Origin of the sequence: Photorhabdus caribbeanensis (assembly GCF_018448885.1) — a bacterium.
Lineage (GTDB): Bacteria > Pseudomonadota > Gammaproteobacteria > Enterobacterales > Enterobacteriaceae > Photorhabdus > Photorhabdus caribbeanensis.
The window spans coordinates 117,955-140,934 of the sequence record NZ_RCWB01000008.1 but is presented as its reverse complement, the minus strand read 5'-3'; the positions used below and the strand labels follow the sequence as shown (position 1 = coordinate 140,934).

Here is a 22,980-nt window from a genome sequence, read left to right as displayed (position 1 = left end):
TGTTCAATATAAAATAATCACAAATTTAACATCAAATAAATTATACAATCTATATTCACCATCACTGAACTTCATCTTTCTCGCACAGTTCATTATGTGAACAACAAAGTGCCATCTCTCCTCAAACCTGATTAAAAAGTCAGTTGCAAATTTTGCATCTGCTTTTTTTGCAACAGCTATTTAAATAAAACAATGAGATAGTGATTCTCTGAGAGATCAAGATTAGGTTTATTTTTTACTCGCAAACTATTTCTATACATATCTCAGCGATTTCTCAAAACCTATCCTTGATTATCCCTTCTTCCGATGGAACGGAATCACTCTCTTATTGGTCCATGATGTAAAAGAAACAAGGCTGTTTCATTTACTTTATGATTTAAAAGGAATAAATATGAACGAGTCTGTAAAAGAGATACCTGATGTATTAAAAAGCCAGTGTGGTTTTAGTTGTCTGACAGATATTAGCCACAGCTCTTTTAACGAATTTCGCCAGCAAGTATCTGAGCACCTCTCCTGGTCCGAAACACACGACTTATATCATAATGCACAACAGGCACAGAAGGATAACCGCTTGTATGAAGCGCGTATTCTCAAACGCGCCAATCCTCAATTACAAAATGCGGTGCACCTTGCCATCATCGCCCCTAATGCCGAATTGACAGGCTATAACAATCAATTCAGCGGCAGAGCCAGTCAATATGTCGCGCCGGGTACCGTTTCCTCCATGTTCTCCCCTGCCGCTTATTTGACTGAGCTTTATCGTGAAGCACGTAATTTACACGCCAGCGACTCTGTTTATTGTCTTGATACCCGCCGCCCAGATCTCAAATCAATGGCGCTCAGTCAACAAAATATGGATACAGAACTTTCCACACTTTCTTTGTCCAACGAGCTATTATTGGAAAGCATTAAAACTGAGTCTAAGCTGGAAAACTATACCAAAGTGATGGAAATGCTCTCCACTTTCCGTCCTTCCGGCGCGACGCCTTATCATGATGCTTATGAAAATGTACGTGAAGTTATCCAGCTACAAGATCCTGGACTTGAGCAACTCAATGCATCACCGGCAATTGCCGGGCTGATGCATCAAGCCTCCCTATTAGGTATTAACGCTTCAATCTCGCCTGAGCTGTTTAATATTCTGACGGAGGAGATTACCGAAGGTAATGCTGAGGAACTTTATAAGAAAAATTTTGGTAATATCGAACCGGCCTCACTGGCTATGCCGGAATACCTTAAACGTTATTACAATTTAAGTGATGAAGAACTGAGCCAGTTTATTGGTAAAGCCAGCAATTTTGGTCAACAGGAATATAGTAATAACCAACTTATTACTCCGATAGTTAACAGCAGTGATGGCACAGTCAAGGTATATCGGATTACCCGCGAATATACAACAAATGCCTATCAAGTGGACGTGGAGCTGTTTCCCTTCGGTGGTGAAAATTATCGGTTAGATTATAAATTCAAAGATTCTCGGGATGTCTCCTATTTATCCATCAAGCTAAATGATAAAAGAGAACTTGTTCGAACTGAAGACGCTCCTCAGGTCAACATAGAATATTCCGCAAATATCACATTAAGTACCACTGATATTAGTCAGCCTTTTGAAATCGGCTTAACACGAGTATATCCTTCCAGTTCTTGGGCATATGCCGCCGCAAAATTTACCGTTGAAGAGTATAACCAATACTCTTTTTTGCTAAAACTCAATAAAGCGATTCGTCTATCCCGGGCAACAGAATTGTCACCCACGATTCTGGAAGGCATTGTGCGTAGTGTTAATCAGCAACTGGATATCAACGCAGAAGTATTAGGTAAAGTTTTTCTGACTAAATATTATATGCAGTGTTATGCTATTAATGCTGAAACTGCCCTAATACTCTGCAATGCGCTTATTTCACAACGCTCATATGAGAATCAAACTAGCCAATTTGATCGCCTGTTTAATACGCCATTACTGAGCGGCCAATATTTTTCTACCGGAGATGAAGAGATTGATTTAAATCCAGGCAGCACCGGCGATTGGCGCAAAACCATACTCAAGCGTGCATTTAATATCGATGATGTCTCGCTCTACCGCCTGCTTAAAATTACCGACCATAATAATAAAGACGGAAAGATTAAAAATAGCCTAAAGAATCTTTCCAATTTATATATTGGGAAATTATTGGCAGAAATCCATCAATTAACCATTGATGAATTGGATTTATTGCTGGTCGCTGTGGGTGAAGGGGAAACTAATTTATCTGCTATCAATGATAAGCAATTGGCTACCCTGATCAGAAAACTCAATACCATTACCGGCTGGTTACATATACAGAAGTGGAGCGTGTTCCAGTTGTTTATTATGACCTCCACCAGCTATAACAAAACACTAACGCCTGAAATTAAGAATCTACTGGATACCGTCTACCACGGTTTACAAGGTCTTAATAAAGACAAAGCAGATTTACTGCATGTTATGGCGCCCTATATTGCGGCCACCTTGCAATTATCATCAGAAAATGTCGCTCATTCAGTGTTGCTTTGGGCAGATAAGTTAAAGCCCGGCGACGGCGCAATGACAGCAGAAAAATTCTGGGACTGGTTGAATACTAAGTATACGCCGGGTTCATCGAAAGCAGCAGAAATGCAGGAACATATCGTTCAGTATTGTCAGGCCCTGGCGCAATTAGAAATGGTTTACCACTCCACCGGCATTAACGAAAACGCCTTCCGCCTGTTTGTGACAAAACCAGAAATGTTTGGCGCTGCAACTGGAGCAGCGCCTGCGCATGATGCCCTTTCACTGATTATGCTGGCGCGTTTTGCGGATTGGGTGAACACACTAGGCGAAAAAGCCTCCTCGGTGTTAGCGGCATTTGAAACTAACACGTTAACGGCAGAACAACTGGCTGACGCCATGAATCTTGATGCTAATTTGCTGTTGCAAGCCAGTACTCAAGCACAAAATCATCAACATCTTCCCCCAGTAACACAAGAAAATGCGTTCTCCTGTTGGACATCTATCGATACCATCCTGCAATGGGTTAATGTTGCACAGCAATTGAATGTCGCCCCTCAGGGCGTTTCTGCTTTGGTCGGACTGGATTATATTCAATCAATGAAAGAGACGCCGACCTATGCCCAGTGGGAAAACGCGGCGGGAATATTAACCGCCGGATTGAATTCACAACAAGCGGATACATTACACGCTTTTCTGGATGAATCCCGCAGTGCCGCATTAAGCACCTACTATATCCGCCAAGTCGCCAAACCAGCGGCGGCCATTAAAAGCCGTGATGACCTGTATCAATACTTGCTGATTGATAATCAGGTTTCCGCTGCAATCAAAACCACCCGAATCGCCGAAGCCATTGCCAGCATTCAACTGTACGTCAACCGGGCGCTGGAAAATGTGGAAGAAAATGCCAATTCAGGGGTTATCAGTCGCCAATTCTTTATCGACTGGGACAAATACAATAAACGCTACAGCACCTGGGCAGGTGTTTCTCAATTAGTTTACTACCCGGAAAACTATATTGATCCGACCATGCGCATCGGACAAACTAAAATGATGGACTCATTACTGCAATCCGTCAGCCAAAGCCAGTTAAACGCCGATACGGTCGAAGACGCCTTTATGTCTTACCTGACATCGTTTGAACAGGTGGCTAATCTCAAAGTTGTTAGCGCATATCACGATAATATTAACAACGATCAAGGGCTGACCTATTTTATCGGACTCAGTGAAACTGATGCCGGTGAATATTATTGGCGCAGTGTCGATCACAATAAATTCAGCGATGGTAAATTCGCAGCTAACGCCTGGAGCGAATGGCACAAAATTGATTGTCCAATTAATCCTTACCAAAGCACTATCCGTCCGGTGATATATAAATCCCGCCTCTATCTGCTCTGGTTGGAACAAAAGGAGATCACCAAACAGACAGGAAATAGCAAAGATGGCTATCAAACCGAGACGGATTATCGTTATGAGCTGAAATTGGCGCATATCCGCTATGACGGCACCTGGAATACGCCAATCACCTTTGATGTCAATGAAAAAATATCCAAGCTAGAACTGGCAAAAAATAAAACGCCCGGACTCTATTGTGCCGGTTATCAAGGTGAAGATACGTTGCTGGTGATGTTTTATAACCAACAAGACACACTAGATAGCTACAAAACCGCTGCAATGCAAGGGCTATATATCTTTGCCGATATGGCATCCAAAGATATGACCCCAGAACAGAGCAATGTTTATCGGGATAATAGCTATCAACAATTTGATACTAATAGTGTCAGAAGAGTGAATAACCGCTATGCAGAGAATTATGAAATCCCTTCATCGGTAAATAGCCGAAAAGATTATTATTGGGGAGATTATTACCTCAGCATGGTATATAACGGGGATATTCCGATTATCAGTTATAAAGCCACATCAAGTGATTTAAAAATCTATATCTCCCCAAAATTAAGAATTATTCATAACGGATATGAAGGTCAGCAACGCAACCAATGCAACCTGATGAATAAATATGGCAAACTGGGTGATAAATTTATTGTTTATACTAGCTTGGGGGTCAATCCAAATAACTCGTCAAATAAGCTCATGTTTTACCCCGTCTATCAATATAGCGGAAACACCAGTGGACTCAATCAAGGGAGACTACTATTCCACCGTGACACCACTTATCCATCTAAAGTAGAAGCTTGGATTCCTGGAGCAAAACGTTCTCTAACCAACCAAAATGCCGCCATTGGTGATGATTATGCTACAGACTCTCTGAATAAACCGGATGATCTTAAGCAATACATCTTTATGACTGACAGTAAAGGGACTGCTACTGATGTTTCAGGCCCAATAGAGATTAATACTGCAATTTCTCCAGCAAAAGTTCAGATAATAGTCAAAGTGGGTGGCAAGGAGAAAACGTTTACCGCAGATAAAGATGTCTCAGTTCAGCCATCACCTAGCTTTGATGAAATGAATTATCAATTTAATACCCTTGAAATAGACGGTTCTGGTCTGAACTTTATTAACAATTCAGCCAGTATTGATGTCACCTTTACCGCATTTGCAGAAGATGGCCGCAAACTGGGTTATGAAAGTTTCAGTATTCCTGTTATCCGCAAGGTGAGTACCGATAATGCCCTGACCCTGCACCATAATGAAAATGGGGCGCAATATATGCAATGGCAAGCCTATCGTACTCGCCTGAATACTCTATTTGCCCGCCAGTTAGTTGCACGCGCCGCCACCGGAATCGATACCATTCTGAGCATCGAAACTCAGAATATTCAGGAACCACAGTTAGGCAAAGGTTTTTATGCTACGTTCGTGATTCCTCCCTATAACCCATCAACTCATGGTGATGAACGTTGGTTTAAGCTTTATATCAAACATGTTGTTGATAATAATTCACATATTATCTATTCAGGCCAGCTAACAGATACAAATATAAGCATCACATTATTTATTCCTCTTGATGATGTTCCATTGAACCAAGATTACAACGCCAAGGTTTACATGACCTTCAAGAAATCACCATCAGATGGCACCTGGTGGGGCCCTCACTTTGTTAGAGATGATAAAGGAATAGTAACAATAAATCCTAAATCCATTTTGACCCATTTTGAGAGCGTCAATGTCCTGAATAATATTAGTAGCGAACCAATGGATTTCAGCGGCGCTAACAGCCTTTATTTCTGGGAACTGTTCTACTATACCCCGATGCTGGTTGCTCAACGTTTGTTGCATGAACAAAACTTTGATGAAGCCAACCGCTGGCTGAAATATGTCTGGAGTCCATCCGGGTATATTGTTCACGGCCAGATTCAGAACTACCAATGGAACGTCCGCCCATTACTGGAAGACACCAGTTGGAACAGTGATCCTTTGGATTCTGTCGATCCCGACGCGGTAGCACAACACGATCCAATGCACTACAAAGTTTCAACCTTTATGCGCACCCTAGATCTATTGATAGCACGCGGCGATCATGCTTACCGTCAACTGGAACGAGATACACTTAACGAAGCGAAGATGTGGTATATGCAAGCGCTGCATCTATTGGGCGACAAACCTTATCTGCCGCTGAGTACGACATGGAGTGATCCACGGTTGGACAGAGCCGCGGATATGACTACCCAAAATGCTCACGCCAGCGCAATAATCGCCCTGCGACAGAGTACACCGGCACCTTTATCACTGTACAGCGCCAATACCCTGACCGATCTCTTCCTGCCGCAAATCAATGAAGTGATGATGAATTATTGGCAGACATTAGCTCAGAGAGTATACAATCTGCGTCATAACCTCTCTATCGACGGCCAACCGTTATATCTGCCAATCTATGCCGCACCGGCGGACCCGAAAGCGTTACTCAGCGCCGCCGTTGCTACTTCTCAAGGTGGAGGCAAACTGCCGGAGTCCTTTATGTCCCTGTGGCGTTTCCCGCATATGCTGGAAAATGCTCGCAGCATGGTTAGCCAGCTCACCCAGTTCGGCTCCACGTTACAAAATATTATCGAACGTCAGGATGCGGAAGCACTCAATGCGTTATTACAAAATCAGGCCGCCGAGCTGATATTGACTAACCTGAGCATTCAGGACAAAACCATTGAAGAATTGGATGCCGAGAAAACAGTGTTGGAAAAATCCAAAGCAGGAGCGCAATCGCGCTTTGATAGCTACAGCAAACTGTATGATGAAAACATCAACGCCGGTGAAAACCAAGCTATGACGCTACGAGCGTCCGCCGCCGGACTTACCACAGCAGTTCAGGCATCCCGTCTGGCTGGCGCGGCGGCCGATCTGGTGCCTAACATCTTCGGCTTTGCCGGTGGTGGTAGCCGTTGGGGAGCCATCGCTGAGGCAACAGGTTATGTGATGGAATTCTCCGCTAATGTTATGAACACCGAAGCGGATAAAATCAGCCAATCTGAAACCTACCGTCGTCGCCGTCAGGAATGGGAGATCCAGCGTAACAATGCCGAAGCGGAGCTGAAACAACTCGACGCCCAACTTAAATCGCTGGCAGTACGTCGTGAAGCCGCCGTATTGCAAAAAACCAGTCTGAAAACTCAACAAGAACAGACCCAATCCCAATTGGCCTTCCTGCAACGTAAGTTCAGCAATCAGGCGTTATACAACTGGCTACGTGGCCGACTAGCGGCGATTTACTTCCAATTCTACGACTTGGCTATCGCGCGTTGTTTAATGGCAGAACAGGCTTACCGTTGGGAAATCAGTGATGACTCTGCACGCTTTATTAAACCGGGCGCCTGGCAAGGAACCTATGCCGGTCTGCTCGCTGGTGAAACCTTGATGCTGAGTCTGGCACAAATGGAAAACGCCCATTTGAAACGCGATAAACGCGCATTAGAAGTTGAACGCACGGTGTCGCTGGCCGAAGTTTATGCTGGATTACCAAAAGATAAAGGCCCATTCATTCTGAGTCAGGAAATTGAAAAGCTGGTGAATAAAGGTTCAGGCAGTGCCGGCAGTGGTAATAATAATTTAGCGTTCGGCACCGGCACGGACACTAAAACCGCTTTACAGGCATCAGTTTCATTAGCTGATTTGAAAATCCGTGATGATTACCCGGCATCTATTGGCAAAATTCGACGTATCAAACAGATCAGCGTTACCCTGCCCGCGCTACTGGGGCCATATCAGGATGTGCAAGCAATATTGTCTTACAGCGATAAAAGCGGATTAGCTAACGGCTGCGAAGCGCTGGCAGTTTCTCACGGTATGAATGACAGCGGCCAATTCCAGCTCGATTTCAACGATGGCAAATTCCTGCCATTCGAAGGCATCGCCATTGATCAAGGCACGCTGACACTGAGTTTCCCAAATGCATCCATGCCGGAAAAAGGCAAACAAGCCACTATGTTAAAAACCCTGAACGATATCATTTTGCATATCCGCTACACCATTAAATAACCGTCCCAACGTACTAAAACAGGCTCCGAATCGGGGCCTGTAAGGAGTTTTCATGCAAAATTCACAGACATTCAGTGTCACCGAGCTGTCATTACCCAAAGGCGGCGGCGCCATTACCGGTATGGGTGAAGCGTTAACACCCGCCGGGCCGGATGGCATGGCGGCCCTATCTCTGCCATTACCCATTTCTGCCGGACGTGGTTACGCCCCCTCGCTCACTCTGAATTACAACAGTGGAACCGGTAACAGCCCGTTTGGTCTCGGTTGGGACTGCGGCGTCATGGCAATTCGTCGGCGCACCAGCACCGGCGTGCCGAATTACGATGAAACCGATACTTTTCTGGGGCCGGAAGGTGAAGTGTTGGTCGTAGCATTAAATGAGAGTGGTCAAGCGGATATCCGCAGTGAATCCTCATTGCAGGGCATCAACTTGGGGACAACCTTCACCGTTACCGGTTATCGTTCCCGTTTGGAAAACCACTTTAGCCGGTTGGAATACTGGCAACCCAAAACAACTGACACAACCGATTTCTGGCTGATATACAGCCCCGATGGACAGGTCCATTTACTGGGCAAAAATCCTCAGACACGTATCAATAATCCACTCAATGTTAGCCAAACGGCGCAATGGCTGTTGGAGGCTTCGATATCATCCCTCGGCGAACAGATTTATTATCAATATCGGGCCGAAGATGAAACAGGTTGCGAAACTGACGAGCTCGCCGCCCACCCGAATGCAACCGTCCAACGTTACCTGCAAGCAATACATTACGGGAACCTGACCGCCAGCGACGTTTTTCCTACGCTAAACGGAGATGACCCACTTAAATCTGGCTGGTTGTTCTGTTTAGTATTTGACTACGGTGAGCGCAAAAACAGTTTATCTGAAATGCCGTCGTTTAAAGCCACAAGCAACTGGCTTTGCCGCCAAGATCGTTTTTCCCGTTACGAGTACGGTTTTGAATTGCGTACCCGGCGCTTATGCCGCCAAATACTGATGTTTCACCGTCTACAAACCCTGTCTAATCAGGTTGAGGGGGATGACGAACCCGCGCTAGTTTCGCGTCTGATACTGGATTATGACGAAAACGCGATGATCAGTACGCTCGTTTCTATCCGCCGAGTAGGCCATGAGGACAACAACACTGTCACCGTGCTGCCACCACTGGAACTGTCTTACCAGCCTTTTGAGCCGGAACAAAAAGCACTCTGGCAACCAATGGATGTACTGGCAAATTTCAACGCCATTCAGCGCTGGCAACTGCTTGACCTGAAAGGAGAAGGCGTGCCCGGCATTCTGTATCAGGATAAAAATGGCTGGTGGTATCGATCTGCCCAACGTCAGGCCGGGGAAGAGATGAATGCGGTCACTTGGGGGAAAATGCAACTCCTTCCCATCACGCCAGCTATGCAGGATAACGCCTCGCTGATGGATATTAACGGTGACGGACAACTGGACTGGGTGATTACCGGGCCGGGGCTAAGAGGCTATCACAGCCAACACCCGGATGGTAGCTGGACACGTTTTACGCCATTAGATGCTCTGCCGATAGAATATTCTCATCCTCGCGCTCAACTTGCCGATCTAATGGGGGCCGGACTGTCCGATTTAGTGCTGATTGGTCCCAAAAGTGTACGCTTGTATGCTAATAACCGTGATGGTTTTACCAAAGGACGGGATGTGGTGCAATCCGGTGATATCACCCTGCCGTTACCGGGCGCCGATGCCCGTAAGTTAGTGGCATTTAGTGACGTACTCGGTTCAGGCCAAGCACATCTGGTTGAAGTAAGTGCAACTCAAGTCACCTGCTGGCCAAACTTGGGACATGGCCGTTTTGGTCAGCCAATCACACTGCCGGGATTCAGCCAATCTGCCGCCAACTTTAATCCTGATCGGGTTCATCTGGCCGATCTGGATGGCAGTGGTCCTGCCGATTTGATTTATGTTCATGCTGACCATCTGGAGATTTTCAGCAATGAAAGTGGTAACGGTTTTGCAAAACCATTCGCACTCCATTTTCCTGACGGCCTGCGTTTTGATGACACCTGCCAATTACAAGTGGCCGATGTACAGGGATTAGGGGCTGTCAGTCTGATCCTGAGCGTACCGCATATGGCGCCACATCATTGGCGCTGCGATCTGACCAACGCGAAACCGTGGTTACTCAGTGAAACGAACAACAATATGGGGGCCAATCACACCTTGCATTACCGTAGCTCTGTCCAGTTCTGGCTGGATGAAAAAGCTGCGGCATTGGCTACCGGACAAACACCGGTCTGTTACCTGCCCTTCCCGGTCCATACCCTTTGGCAAACAGCAACCGAGGATGAAATCAGCGGTAATAAGTTAGTGACCACGTTACGTTACGCTCACGGCGCCTGGGATGGACGTGAACGGGAATTTCGTGGCTTTGGTTATGTTGAGCAAACAGACAGCCATCAACTCGCTCAAGGCAATGCGCCGGAACGCACACCACCAGCACTCACCAAAAACTGGTATGCCACCGGAGTCCCGGAGGTAGACAATATGCTATCCGCTGGATATTGGCGTGGTGATAAACAAGCGTTCACCGGTTTTACACCGCGCTTTACTCTCTGGAAAGAGGGCAAAGATGTTCCACTGACACCGGAAGATGACCATAATCTGTACTGGTTAAACCGGGCGCTAAAAGGTCAGCCGCTGCGTAGTGAACTTTACGGGCTAGATGGCAGCGCACAGCAAAACATCCCCTATACAGTGACTGAATCCCGTCCACAAGTGCGCCAATTACAAGATGGCGCTACCGTTTCCCCGGTGCTCTGGGCCTCAGTCGTGGAAAGCCGTAGTTATCACTATGAACGTATTATCAGTGATCCCCAGTGCAATCAGGATATCACCCTGTCCAGTGACCTATTCGGGCAACCACTGAAACAAGTTTCCGTGCAATATCCCCGCCGCAATAAACCAACAACCAATCCGTATCCCGATACACTACCGGATACGCTGTTTGCCAGCAGTTATGACGACCAACAACAACTATTGCGGTTAACCTGCCACCAGTCCAGTTGGCACCATCTTATTGGTAATGAACTCAGAGTGTTGGGATTACCGGATAGTACACGCAGTGATGCCTTTACTTACGATGCCAAACAGGTACCTGTTGATGGCTTAAATCTGGAAGCCCTGTGTGCTGAAAATAGCCTGATTGCCGATGATAAACCTCGCGAATACCTCAATCAGCAACGAACGTTCTATACCGATGGAAAAACCGATGGCAAAAACCAAACACTACTGAAAACACCGACACGACAAGCTTTAATCGCCTTTACCGAAACGGCGGTATTAACGGAATCCCAGTTATCTGCATTTGATGGTGGTATTACGCCAGACGAATTACCCGGCATTCTGACGCAGGCCGGATACCAACAAGAGCCTTATCTGTTCCCACGTACCGGCGAAAACAAAGTTTGGGTAGCGCGTCAAGGCTATACCGATTACGGGACGCAAGCACAATTTTGGCATCCTGTCGCACAACGTAACACCCTGTTAACCGGGAAAACGACGCTAAAATGGGATACCCACTATTGTGTCATCACCCAAACCCAAGATGCTGCCGGTTTCACCGTCTCAGCCAATTATGACTGGCGTTTTCTCACACCAGTGCAACTGACTGATATCAATGACAATATGCATCTCATAACCTTGGATGCACTGGGACGCCCTGTCACGCAACGTTTCTGGGGGATCGAAAGTGGTGTGGCAACAGGTTACTCTTCACCAGAAGAAAAACCATTTTCTCCACCAACCGATATCAATACTGCCATTAACCTAACCGGGCCACTCCCTGTCGCGCAGTGTCTGGTCTATGCACCGGACAGTTGGATGCCACTATTCAATCAGGAAACCTTCAACACATTAACGCAGGAAGAGCAGAAGACGCTGCGTGATTTACGGATTATCACGGAAGATTGGCGTATTTGCGCACTGGCTCGCCGCCGTTGGCTACAAAGTCAGAAAGCTGACACGCCACTGGTTAAATTGTTAACCAACAGCATCGGTTTGCCTCCCCATAACCTTACGCTGACCACGGATCGTTATGATCGTGATTCTGAGCAGCAAATTCGTCAACAAGTCGCATTTAGTGATGGTTTTGGCCGTCTATTGCAAGCGTCTGTACGACATGAGGCAGGCGAAGCCTGGCAACGTAGCCAAGACGGCTCTCTGGTGACAAAAATGGAGGATACTAAAACGCGCTGGGCGGTCACGGGACGCACCGAATATGACAATAAGGGGCAGACGATACGAACTTATCAGCCCTATTTTCTCAACGATTGGCAATATGTGAGTGATGACAGCGCCAGAAAAGAGGCTTATGCGGATACTCATATTTATGATCCGATTGGGCGGGAAATCCGGGTTATTACCGCAAAAGGCTGGCTGCGACAGAGCCAATATTTCCCGTGGTTTACCGTGAGTGAGGATGAAAATGATTTAGCCGCTGACGCGCTCGTGTAATTGAACCCATATTCGCTCGTTTAATGTTAACGAGCGAATATAATACTGCATTGTTGAGTTCTAAATAGAGGAACAAGATATTTTATTACCTTTTATTTCATAAGTAATAACGTTTAATTCCTGTAAAAATCTATCATCATGGGAACTAAAAATAACAACTTTCTCTTCTGCAAGAGAAATCAGCAACTCAATTAAAAATGTTATAGAATCTGAATCAAGGCCATTTGTTGGCTCATCAAAAATATAAACATCGGCATCGGTAATAAAAGCGGACATCAATAAAAACTTCTTCTTTATCCCAAGCGACATTTGCCCATATTCAACGCCAGAATAATTATATATACCAAAACCATTTAAATAGTAATCTAATTGATATTTTAGATTACTTTTCCTATAACGTTTACTTAGATTTATCACATCCATTCCAGTAATAAAGTTATAAAAATTAACATTATCCGATATATAAAAGCCATGCCGTTGCAAACTAAACTTATGCTTTTCTCCATTTTTTATAAAATTAACCGTTCCTTTTCTAACCTTGTTTACGCCAGCAATACTTGAAAGAAAAGTCGTTTTACCAGCCCCATTAACTCCCGCAATACGGTTTAATCCAACACGAAAATTACAGTTAACTCCTGAAAAAATAGTCTTACTATTAATAACAACTTCTAACCCAACAACCTCAAGCATAAATAACCCCTAAAAATAGCGTAAAAAAGAAAACAACACCAACAATAATAATTTTCGTGTATTGCGTTCTCAACAGAGAAATAAAAGAAACAATAATAGAAAGAAAGACATAAGATAAAAATATAATCACAGAGAAAGATTTAATAACAAGAAAACAAAAAATAAAAAAACAAACAAGATAAAAAAACAAACAAGATAAAAAAACAAAGAAACACAATAATTAAAAAAGAATATTTTCCGCACAGATAAAAAGTTGGACAAATATGAAAGATAATTTATTTCAATATATGAAAGATTATAGAATAACAACATGCATATATACAAAACAACACTGGAATATATTAATAATATATAATCAGCCTTGTTTGGTATTTGAGAAAAAGCACTTTCACATAATAGATATAAAAGCAGAACAGATAATACCATAATAAGCACAGATATTTTATTTTTATTAAAATAAGAACGAAGGTTCATTATATAAGGCAAAGAAAAAAAAGCTAATGAAAATAATTTTTTATTTCTATTAATTATGTAACATGGTGTGAAATTCAAATATAATATCAATGCTACTAATGGAATAACTAATGTAAAAATCAAATCATATAATATTCCATTCCTGAATGATGCTGCCAGAATAAAGAACACAGTAACAATAAAAAAATGTAAAAAACTTAACTCAAATAAGCAAAATCCAATTACAGCAAAAGAAACCATCAAAAAAAACATAGATGAAAGGTAATGTAAACAATTAACATTTTCAGAGAAAAAACCCATAAAAAAGAAAATAACCATCGGAAAAGCACTATAAATAAAGAAAACAACACGACAAATAAACAAGTTTTTTTTACCTACCAAAGAAACGATGATTGAATTCTCCTTTGCAGAAGGAAAAAACCTTAGGTTAATCAAATAAAATACCAGATAAACTATTAAAGATATGGAAGAAAAATAAAATGATTTTATATGATTCTCTGGAATAACAATATTAGAAGATAAATTAATTAAAACCTCAATGACACCACTGAGCTTTGCCGGGAGTAATAAAAGAAAAATAAATATAATGACATTTCTATTCCCAGACGCGAATTTTTTTACTCTGCCTTTATATTCCAAGGCATCAGCGATTATTAAATTCATACTGCCTCTCTAAAACCAAAATCTAAACAATTTTCTTGGTGAATCGGTATGGGTGCCATAATTAACATAATCCAATCCAGTTGGGTGAACGTTTTCTTTTTGACGATTGTCAGATCACTCAAACCGGATTAAGTTCCTTCAAGGAAGCCATTATAAGTTGTTACCTTAAAAGACGACATATTGGAATCCAGACGATATCTGAAACAATCTTTTGAGATATACATAACAGATACATACGATTTTGTGTATTTCGGCACGATACCCTCCACCGTAATCAACTGTTTCTTCTCGTCAGGTGGAAAGGGAAAAAGCCAGTCAAAAAAGGTGTCACCAAACGCCCAGTAAATAGAATAGAGAAATAATAAGGACGGCGTTATCTTCAATATTTTCATACGGACAGTTCCTGTTTATCACAGTAATGCTGTAAGGCCAGTTCCCCTTGTTCTTCCTACTGGCTCACGGTCAGTGATGTTTACTGGAAACTCTGATAGAACTACTTTATTTTCCAGTAATCAATAGAATCTCTGTTTAAATCAATTCTGCCATCAGGGTATTCAACTCTTGAGGGTTCTTTACCTGGTGGGATAATAATTTTAGGCATTTTGGTTTCATCCAACTTAGGCTTAAAGATGATTTTCCATTCCGCTCCTGGCGTTAATTTCAACCGAAAAGGAAACGAATCCACTATGCCCTGTAAGGAAACTCTGTTTGGACGTCCCTCTACTATTTTCAAAACCGGGTAAATAACCGGTCTGTAGTCTATAATATTCACTGCGCGCGTCTCAGAGGCTTCAGAATAATTTTCTCGTTCGGCATCGTTGATAAAAGCGGTTAAACCTGTCCCTGAATAGGGAACAGCATCTTTCACCAGGTGACTGACATCGGTATAATTCGCCGATACATAAGCCCGTTCAATTTTCCATTTACACCAACCTCCGCCACTAAAAGGCAATTTCGTCTGAAAATAACCTGTTTGGGGATCAGTAGTTACTTTCTGGTAAAGCACATTATAAGTCGGCACCTTATGGGGTGTCATCGTTGCACTAAATTCATATTCAAGACAAGATTTTGAGATATATCTTGCTGCCACGTACGGCTCGGTGTATTTCGGCATGACGCCTTCCATCGTTATCCACGGCCCTTTTCCCTTAGATGAAAAAGGAAATAGCCAGTTGAAAAAGGTATCCCCCATCGACCAGTAAATAAAAGACAATAGTAATAATGACAATGTGACTTTGAATATCCTCATACTGGAAGTTCCTTATCATCGCAGTAGTATTGTAAGGCCAGTTTCCCTTTTTCTTCTTGCTGACTGACGGCCAATGATTTTATTAACTGTTTATCCATTTCTAGAAAACAGAGATTACGGTAGTAAACCGCGTCAGGTGTCAGTCTCTTATAAACATCCATTTTCTCCTTAAATTGACGCTGACTGTCCTGATAAGTCGTCATTTTATCCGGTTCGCATAACTCTTTAAGACGTGCATCAATATAACCGGCATATTTAGATGAGAAGTGATTAAGGATACTTATTCTGTCTTTTAACTCAGGATTTTCATTTTCATCAAACAATTTATCCTGTTCTTGCGGGCTTAGCTGATTAAACAGGGCATTTTGCTGTTCACCGGCCTGAGAGAAAAAGTGTTCTGTTTCTTTATTCAGTTCAGGAATTAAATACAGTTTTGTCGTATTGTTTAATATTTCCTCTGCACCCAATCTGGTTATCAGCGATACATTACTGGCAGCAATCAGCCATTCTGGGCAGGCACTGGCTTTTAAAAAATGAACCACTTTGCCGTGATGCAGATAAATTTCTTTACTGGCTGTCGCCTGTTTAATTGCCTGAATAATCGGTGAGGGTGACAACAATTTTACAATTTCCCAGTCATATCCCGCCAAAGTCCAGTAATTGAAAAAAACATTATCCATATCCTGTTCAAAAGGCACCAAAGGAATAGGATCATTTTCATTAACATGGCGATAATGGATAATAGCAGATAATTCTTGTACTGCACTGCGGGTTAATGTTCGCGGCATCCCGTAACTGTAGAGACAAGGATTGTGTTCTTTCAGTTGTGCACTATGCAATAATGCTAAAGCCCCCCCCAAGCTGTGACCACAAATAAATAATCTTTTTTTTGCGGCCAAATCCAGAATATCACCGAATACTTCTTTGGTTTTCTCATCAGGAACTTTTAACTTCCCAACCACATTAAATGCATCCCAAAACCCTTTATGCACTTTGCCGCGGTGAATAAAACCGCTGCACAGGGCTTTTTCGTCATCGCAACTCAAACTTAACGGCTGGAAGGTAATATCAGTCAGGTCATTCGCCAGACTGGCTGTACCCCGCCAGCTAACAAGAACATCACTGTTGCTGGCGATATAAAACAGTCGGGTATCACCCTGTTTATTGTCTGCCGTTTTTGAATCAATAAACTCTATCCGAACATAACGTTCACTGAACGGCACATCATAAACCACAGGCGTTGCCGAAACATCGTTCATCCGATAAGGCAACTTCGAGACATCGACCATTTGCCGATTAAAAAAGTGAAGTACAGAACCTTCAACATCGACATCCCCATCAGCATAAGCCAGCACGCTCATCAAACACTGGTTATAAGCATTCACAATAGAATACTCTTTTTGATGATGTAGCAGTAAAACCCAGGCTCGAAAAGGACATATTTCTAGCACATAGCGTCGATTTAACGGATGAACCTGATAGCCTTTTGGTTCCGGGTCTGGGAAATGATAGGGAGGTGGAATTTTTTTGGGATCATTCCAATCATCTAGCGCTGGCAATCCATCACTGATCTGCCCGATAGTCACATAACGATATTGATAGCCTTCGGCTTCCGCTTTTGGCTTCACCACAGAGGCCCCTTCGCCACGTATTTCCCGCAACGGGCGCTGTTCCATTTCATCGGCCAGTGGTTGGGCACCGATATACAGAGTTACCGGATGGGGCGGCATATCTTCTTCCCGTAATAATCCGTTGCCATCAGTGACGCCTTTACGTCCCAGCAAAGGATTTCCACGGATTTTCAAACGATAAGGCATATTGACCAGAGGTTTCCCCTGTTCATCCACCAACTGAAATTCTATCCAGTGTTTCAGCATGTTTTTACAGTCAAGACAATCGAGTGGGCTTAATTTGCTCATTGATACTCTTTCCTTACAATTAAATTACAAATAGGCACGCAGCCCAAACATCATGTGGTGAAAATTCCACAAGATTTCCCCGCCCGGCTATCAATCACTTTCATCAGCATCAATATCCTGTCAGGAATAGCCGTGATTGATTGCGTCACTAAGGAAACAAGATAGTAAAAATCCTATTACCACAGATAAGAAACACCGCTTATGCCGTGATTAATAGCAAGCTGAACGACAGGAAGACGAAATGTATCCCTATCGATTAATCCCTTTGAATAAGGGAACAGGAGTTGGAAGGTCCTTCATATTGTCCATATGACGGAACTCAAGTTATGATTATTAAATCATCACCAAATAGCAAGAAAAAATTTCCACTTTTTTCATTTACAAAAAGTAAACTTTGTAACAAAGTGTTACAAATTCAATAATGATTAAGTTATTGTAAATATAATGGCGGATGCAATGACAAAAATAACTCATCCCCAAAATAGCAGTCTACGATGTATGAAACCATTTGGCCTTTACTGATTTTCCACTCAATGATCATGACTCTAAACATTCAACATATTAATTTTTAATTAAAAATACCTTTATTACCATTTATCAAGCGACCAATAACATCATCTATTTGAAGGATTAGCCTCATCTGTGTTACATCACAGCCCGTTAGGTGTCTTATACCCAACAGGTGCAGAACCATGATAGAAGCGGTATGTTCTTATTATCATCTCCTGACTTCGCTGTATCGAATGTAGAACTCATAACATCCTCTGTTTTTAAAGTATTGTTTTTAAAGTATTGTGACTATCGCGGTTTAATAAATTTCTTTTATCTTTAACTATGATATACAAGTGATTGGTTATTAAGCATCATCGATATATCAAATCTGCCAACCACTTGTTTTTCTGATGGTTGATCAATCACACTCACTATCTGAAACTTTAATTCCTATTTATACAATCTCAAAAATTACCAAAGCGTTTGCATTAATAACATCACGATAAATCGCTTTCCTTGCCTGTTTAGTGATAAGGTCTTTTGGTTGTTGCCATAACTTAAATTTTCTTAACGATTAACACCATCTAAGGAGTTAAAATATGAGCAGTTACAATTCTGCAATTGACCAAAAGACCCCCTCGATTAGGGTATTAGATAACAGGAAATTAAATGTACGTACTTTAGAATATCTACGCACTAAAGCTGACGAAAACAGTGATGAATTAATTACGTTCTATGAGTTCAATATTCCGGGATTTCAGGTAAAAAGCACCGATCCTCGTAAGAATAAAAACCAGAGCGGCCCGAATTTCATTCGTGTCTTTAATCTTGCGGGTCAGGTTCTACGTGAAGAAGGGGTTGATGCCGGTCGGACTATTACCCTCAACGATATTGAAGGTCGCCCAATATTGACCATCAATGCAACCGGTGTCCGCCAAAACCACATCTATGAAGATAACACCCTACCCGGTCGCCTGCTCGCTATTACCGAACAAGTACAGGCAGAAGAGAAAACGACCGAGCGTCTTATCTGGGCTAGTAATACTCAGCAAGAAAAAGAGTACAACCTTGCCGGTCAGTGTGTCCGCCATTACGATACCGCAGGACTCACTCAACTCAATAGCCTTTCCCTGACTGGCATCGTGCTATCACAATCTCAACAACTACTCGTCGATAACCAAAATGCCGACTGGACAGGTGAAGACCAAAGCCTCTGGCAGCAAAAACTGAGCAGTGATGTCTATACCACCCAAAATAGTACTGATGCTACCGGTGCTTTACTTATCCAAACCGATGCCAAAGGCAACATCCAGCGTCTGGCCTATGATATAGCCGGGCAGTTAAAAGGCTGTTGGTTGACACTCAAAGGTCAGGCGGAACAAGTGATTATCAAATCGCTAACCTACTCTGCCGCCGGACAAAAATTACGTGAAGAGCACGGTAACGGGGTTATCACCGAATACAGCTATGAACCGGAAACCCAACGGCTTATTGGTATCACTACCCGTCGCCCGTCAGACGCCAAAGTGTTGCAAGACTTACGCTATCAATATGATCCGGTAGGCAATGTGATCAATATACGCAATGATGCGGAAGCCACCCGCTTTTGGCGCAATCAGAAAGTGGTCCCGGAGAATAACTATACCTACGATTCCCTGTATCAGCTTATCAGTGCTACCGGGCGTGAAATGGCCAATAATATAGGTCAGCAAAATAATCAACTGCCCTCCCCTGCGCTACCTTCCGATAACAATACCTACACTAACTATACTCGCAGCTACAGTTATGATCACAGCGGTAATCTGACGCAAATTCGGCACAGTTCACCGGCCACCCAAAATAACTACACCACCGCTATCACCATCTCGCATCGCAGCAACCGCGGCGTTCTCAGTACGCTGACAACAGATCCAAATCAAGTGGATACATTATTTGATGCCGGTGGCCACCAAACCAGCTTATTACCCGGACAGACGCTTATCTGGACACCACGAGGAGAGTTAAAGCAGGTCAATAACGGCCCCGGAAATGAGTGGTACCGCTACGACAGCAACGGCATGAGACAACTGAAAGTGAGTGAACAGCAAACCCAGCATACTACGCAACAACAGCGGGTAATCTATTTGCCGGGGCTGGAACTACGCACAACCCAGAACAATGCCACAACAACAGAAGAGTTACACGTTATCACACTCGGTGAAGCGGGCCGCGCACAGATACGGATGTTGCATTGGGAAAGCGGTAAACCAGAAGGCATCAACAATAACCAACTACGTTACAGCTACGATAATCTGATCGGTTCCAGCCAGCTTGAACTGGACAATCAAGGGCAGATTATTAGTGAGGAAGAGTATTATCCATTTGGCGGGACAGCGCTGTGGGCAGCAAGCAGCCAAACAGAAGCCAGCTATAAAACGATTCGCTATTCCGGCAAAGAACGAGATGCCACCGGGTTGTATTATTACGGTTATCGTTATTACCAACCGTGGGCGGGCAGATGGTTAAGTGCGGACCCGGCAGGAACCATTGATGGGCTGAATCTATACCGAATGGTAAGAAATAATCCTGTGAGTTTACAGGATGAAAATGGATTAGCACCAGAAAAAGGGAAATATACCAAAGAGGTAAATTTCTTTGATGAATTAAAATTCAAATTGGCAGCCAAAAGTTCACATGTTGTCAAATGGAACGAGAAAGAAAGCAGTTATACAAAAAATAAATCATTGAAAGTGGTTCGTGTCGGTGATTCCGATCCGTCGGGTTATTTGCTAAGCCACGAAGAGTTACTAAAAGGTATAGAAAAAAGTCAAATCATATATAGCCGACTTGAAGAAAACAGCTCCCTTTCAGAAAAATCAAAAACCAATCTTTCTTTGGGATCTGAAATATCCAGTTATATGGCAAGAACCATAAAAGATACAATATCAGAATATGCAGAAGAGCATAGATATAGAAGCAATCACCCTGATTTTTATTCAGAAACCGATTTCTTTGCGTTAATGGATAAAAGTGAAAAAAATGATTATTCCGGTGAAAGAAAAATTTATGCGGCAATGGAGGTTAAGGTTTATCATGATTTAAAAAATAAACAATCAGAATTACATGTCAACTATGCATTGGCCCATCCCTATACGCAATTGAGTAATGAAGAAAGAGCGCTGTTGCAAGAAACAGAACCCGCTATTGCAATAGATAGAGAATATAATTTCAAAGGCGTTGGTAAATTCCTGACAATGAAAGCAATTAAAAAATCATTGAAAGGACATAAAATTAATAGGATATCAACAGAGGCTATTAATATTCGCTCTGCGGCTATCGCTGAGAATTTAGGAATGCGGAGAACTTCATAAATTTGGTCATAGAACTTTAAATAAAAACTAACTGTACTAGCTCAGACCCGAGCTAGTACAACTCTACATACTCGGATTCACTTGCGCTCGAATCTTGATGATTTTTGTTCTATTTAATTATAGTTTATTTAGTCTCACAATATGGCGTCGTTTTGGCACACACATTGAATTTTGTTAAAACAACGTTAAACTAATCAATGAAGCAAACTTAGTGTTTCACCAAACTAATATGTTCCGCTAACTCCAAATAAATAATGCAAACGAGTAGTGGATATCTATAGTGAACTAATAACCGCAATACGGTAGGAACAGGGCCTATGGCCATATTAGCAAATGAAAGAATCACCACAAGGGTGAGTTCAGAGACCAAAAGACTCATTGAACAAAATATGCGTATTCAATTGTGTCAAGAAGATGCATTGGCGTTTGTTCATGCATTGGAAAAACCAATCAAGGTAAACGAACGTTTCCTTCGTGCTGCTCGTAGACATAAAGAAACAATGGCTGCTGCAATAGAAATGATAAAAAGAGTAGATGCGATGTAACATTTCATTTACTGAATGCGGCTAACGTTCCCTCTGAATGAAAACTCAGAGGGAACGCTTTCACTAATTACAATACATCAATCGCGTTCAATTCTTTGAATGCCTGTTCCAGACGGGCAATCATAGAAACCTGACCGGCACGCAGCCATACCCGTGGATCGTAGAATTTCTTATTAGGTTTATCCGCGCCTTCTGGATTGCCTAACTGGCCTTGCAGATAGCCTTCGTTCTTTTGGTAGTAGTTGAGAATACCTTCCCAAGTCGCCCATTGGGTGTCAGTATCAATATTCATTTTAACGACGCCGTAGCTGACCGCTTCTTTGATCTCTTCCGCAGTAGAACCAGAACCGCCGTGGAAAACAAAATCCAGGCTGTTATGTGGCAGATTGAATTTCTCAGAAACATAGTCCTGAGAGTTACGCAAAATTTTTGGCGTCAGTTTAACGTTACCCGGCTTATAAACACCATGAACGTTACCGAAAGAAGCCGCAATCGTGAAACGTGGGCTGATAGCGTTCAGTTTCTCATAAGCATAAGCCACATCTTCCGGTTGAGTGTACAGAGCAGAGCTATCCATATGGCTGTTATCAACGCCATCTTCTTCCCCACCAGTACAACCCAACTCGATTTCCAGCGTCATATCGATTTTTGCCATACGAGCCAAATATTGGCTGCAAATTTCAATATTCTCTTCCAGAGACTCTTCTGACAGATCGATCATGTGAGAAGAGAATAAAGGTTTACCCGTCGCTGCGTAATGCTTTTCTCCCGCCTCTAACAAGCCATCAATCCACGGCAACAATTTACGCGCACAGTGGTCAGTATGCAGTATCACAGGAACACCATAATGTTCAGCCATCTGATGAACATGGCGAGCACCAGAAATTGAACCCAGAATAGCCGCTTGTTGACCTTCAACTTTCAAACCTTTACCGGCAATAAAAGCAGCACCACCGTTAGAGAACTGAATGATCACAGGAGAACGAACTTTAGCAGCGGTTTCCAGTACGGCATTGATTGAATCAGTACCTACACAGTTGACCGCCGGCAAAGCAAAGTTGTTTTCTTTGGCTATAGCGAACACTTTTTGAACATCATCACCAGTGATGACACCCGGTTTTACGAAATCAAAAATTTTAGACATGTTACGTGGGTCCTGTTTAGAGC

The 22,980-nt window shown here is 42.9% G+C and carries 10 protein-coding genes; 4 read left to right on the top strand and 6 right to left on the bottom strand.

Features of this window, described 5'->3' with window-relative positions; genetic code table 11:
- Nucleotides 1-391: 391 nt before the first annotated feature.
- Both EAE90_RS08055 and EAE90_RS08050 read left to right on the top strand, forming a co-directional pair.
- Nucleotides 392-7,936: a Tc toxin subunit A-related protein gene (locus tag EAE90_RS08055; RefSeq protein ID WP_214053063.1), complete on the top strand. Its 7,545-nt coding sequence runs from the start codon at nucleotides 392-394 to the stop codon at nucleotides 7,934-7,936.
- Between the two features lie 52 nt (nucleotides 7,937-7,988).
- Nucleotides 7,989-12,431, top strand: coding sequence for a SpvB/TcaC N-terminal domain-containing protein (locus EAE90_RS08050; RefSeq protein ID WP_214053062.1), 4,443 nt, complete (start codon nucleotides 7,989-7,991; stop codon nucleotides 12,429-12,431).
- Between the two features lie 60 nt (nucleotides 12,432-12,491).
- On the opposite strand, the gene EAE90_RS08045 is transcribed toward EAE90_RS08050, so the two are convergent.
- The 5 genes from EAE90_RS08045 to EAE90_RS08025 form a co-directional block, all read right to left on the bottom strand.
- Nucleotides 12,492-13,121, bottom strand: coding sequence for an ATP-binding cassette domain-containing protein (locus tag EAE90_RS08045; RefSeq protein ID WP_214053061.1), 630 nt, complete (start codon nucleotides 13,119-13,121; stop codon nucleotides 12,492-12,494).
- A gap of 126 nt (nucleotides 13,122-13,247) precedes the next feature.
- Nucleotides 13,248-14,258, bottom strand: coding sequence for a hypothetical protein (locus EAE90_RS08040; protein WP_214053060.1), 1,011 nt, complete (start codon nucleotides 14,256-14,258; stop codon nucleotides 13,248-13,250).
- A 128-nt stretch (nucleotides 14,259-14,386) separates the two neighbouring features.
- The gene (locus EAE90_RS08035; protein ID WP_214053059.1) at nucleotides 14,387-14,650 is read right to left on the bottom strand and encodes a hypothetical protein; all 264 of its coding nucleotides are present in this window, start codon (nucleotides 14,648-14,650) and stop codon (nucleotides 14,387-14,389) included.
- A 101-nt stretch (nucleotides 14,651-14,751) separates the two neighbouring features.
- Complete coding sequence (locus EAE90_RS08030) at nucleotides 14,752-15,507, bottom strand: hypothetical protein (protein ID WP_214053058.1); 756 nt, start codon at nucleotides 15,505-15,507, stop codon at nucleotides 14,752-14,754.
- Nucleotides 15,504-17,426, bottom strand: coding sequence for a lipase family protein (locus tag EAE90_RS08025; RefSeq protein ID WP_214053057.1), 1,923 nt, complete (start codon nucleotides 17,424-17,426; stop codon nucleotides 15,504-15,506). The genes EAE90_RS08030 and EAE90_RS08025 overlap by 4 nt, the downstream gene beginning before the upstream one ends.
- Before the next feature lie 1,091 nt (nucleotides 17,427-18,517).
- Between EAE90_RS08025 and EAE90_RS08020 the strand changes: the two genes are divergently transcribed.
- Nucleotides 18,518-21,268: an RHS repeat-associated core domain-containing protein gene (locus tag EAE90_RS08020; RefSeq protein ID WP_214053056.1), complete on the top strand. Its 2,751-nt coding sequence runs from the start codon at nucleotides 18,518-18,520 to the stop codon at nucleotides 21,266-21,268.
- A gap of 317 nt (nucleotides 21,269-21,585) precedes the next feature.
- Complete coding sequence (locus tag EAE90_RS08015) at nucleotides 21,586-21,813, top strand: type II toxin -antitoxin system TacA 1-like antitoxin (RefSeq protein ID WP_214053055.1); 228 nt, start codon at nucleotides 21,586-21,588, stop codon at nucleotides 21,811-21,813.
- Nucleotides 21,814-21,880: 67 nt separating this feature from the next.
- Here the strand turns inward: EAE90_RS08015 and fbaA are convergent, their stop codons facing one another.
- Nucleotides 21,881-22,957 (bottom strand): class II fructose-bisphosphate aldolase, encoded by a 1,077-nt coding sequence (gene fbaA, locus EAE90_RS08010; RefSeq protein WP_214053054.1) that lies wholly within the window; start codon nucleotides 22,955-22,957, stop codon nucleotides 21,881-21,883.
- Nucleotides 22,958-22,980: the final 23 nt, after the last annotated feature.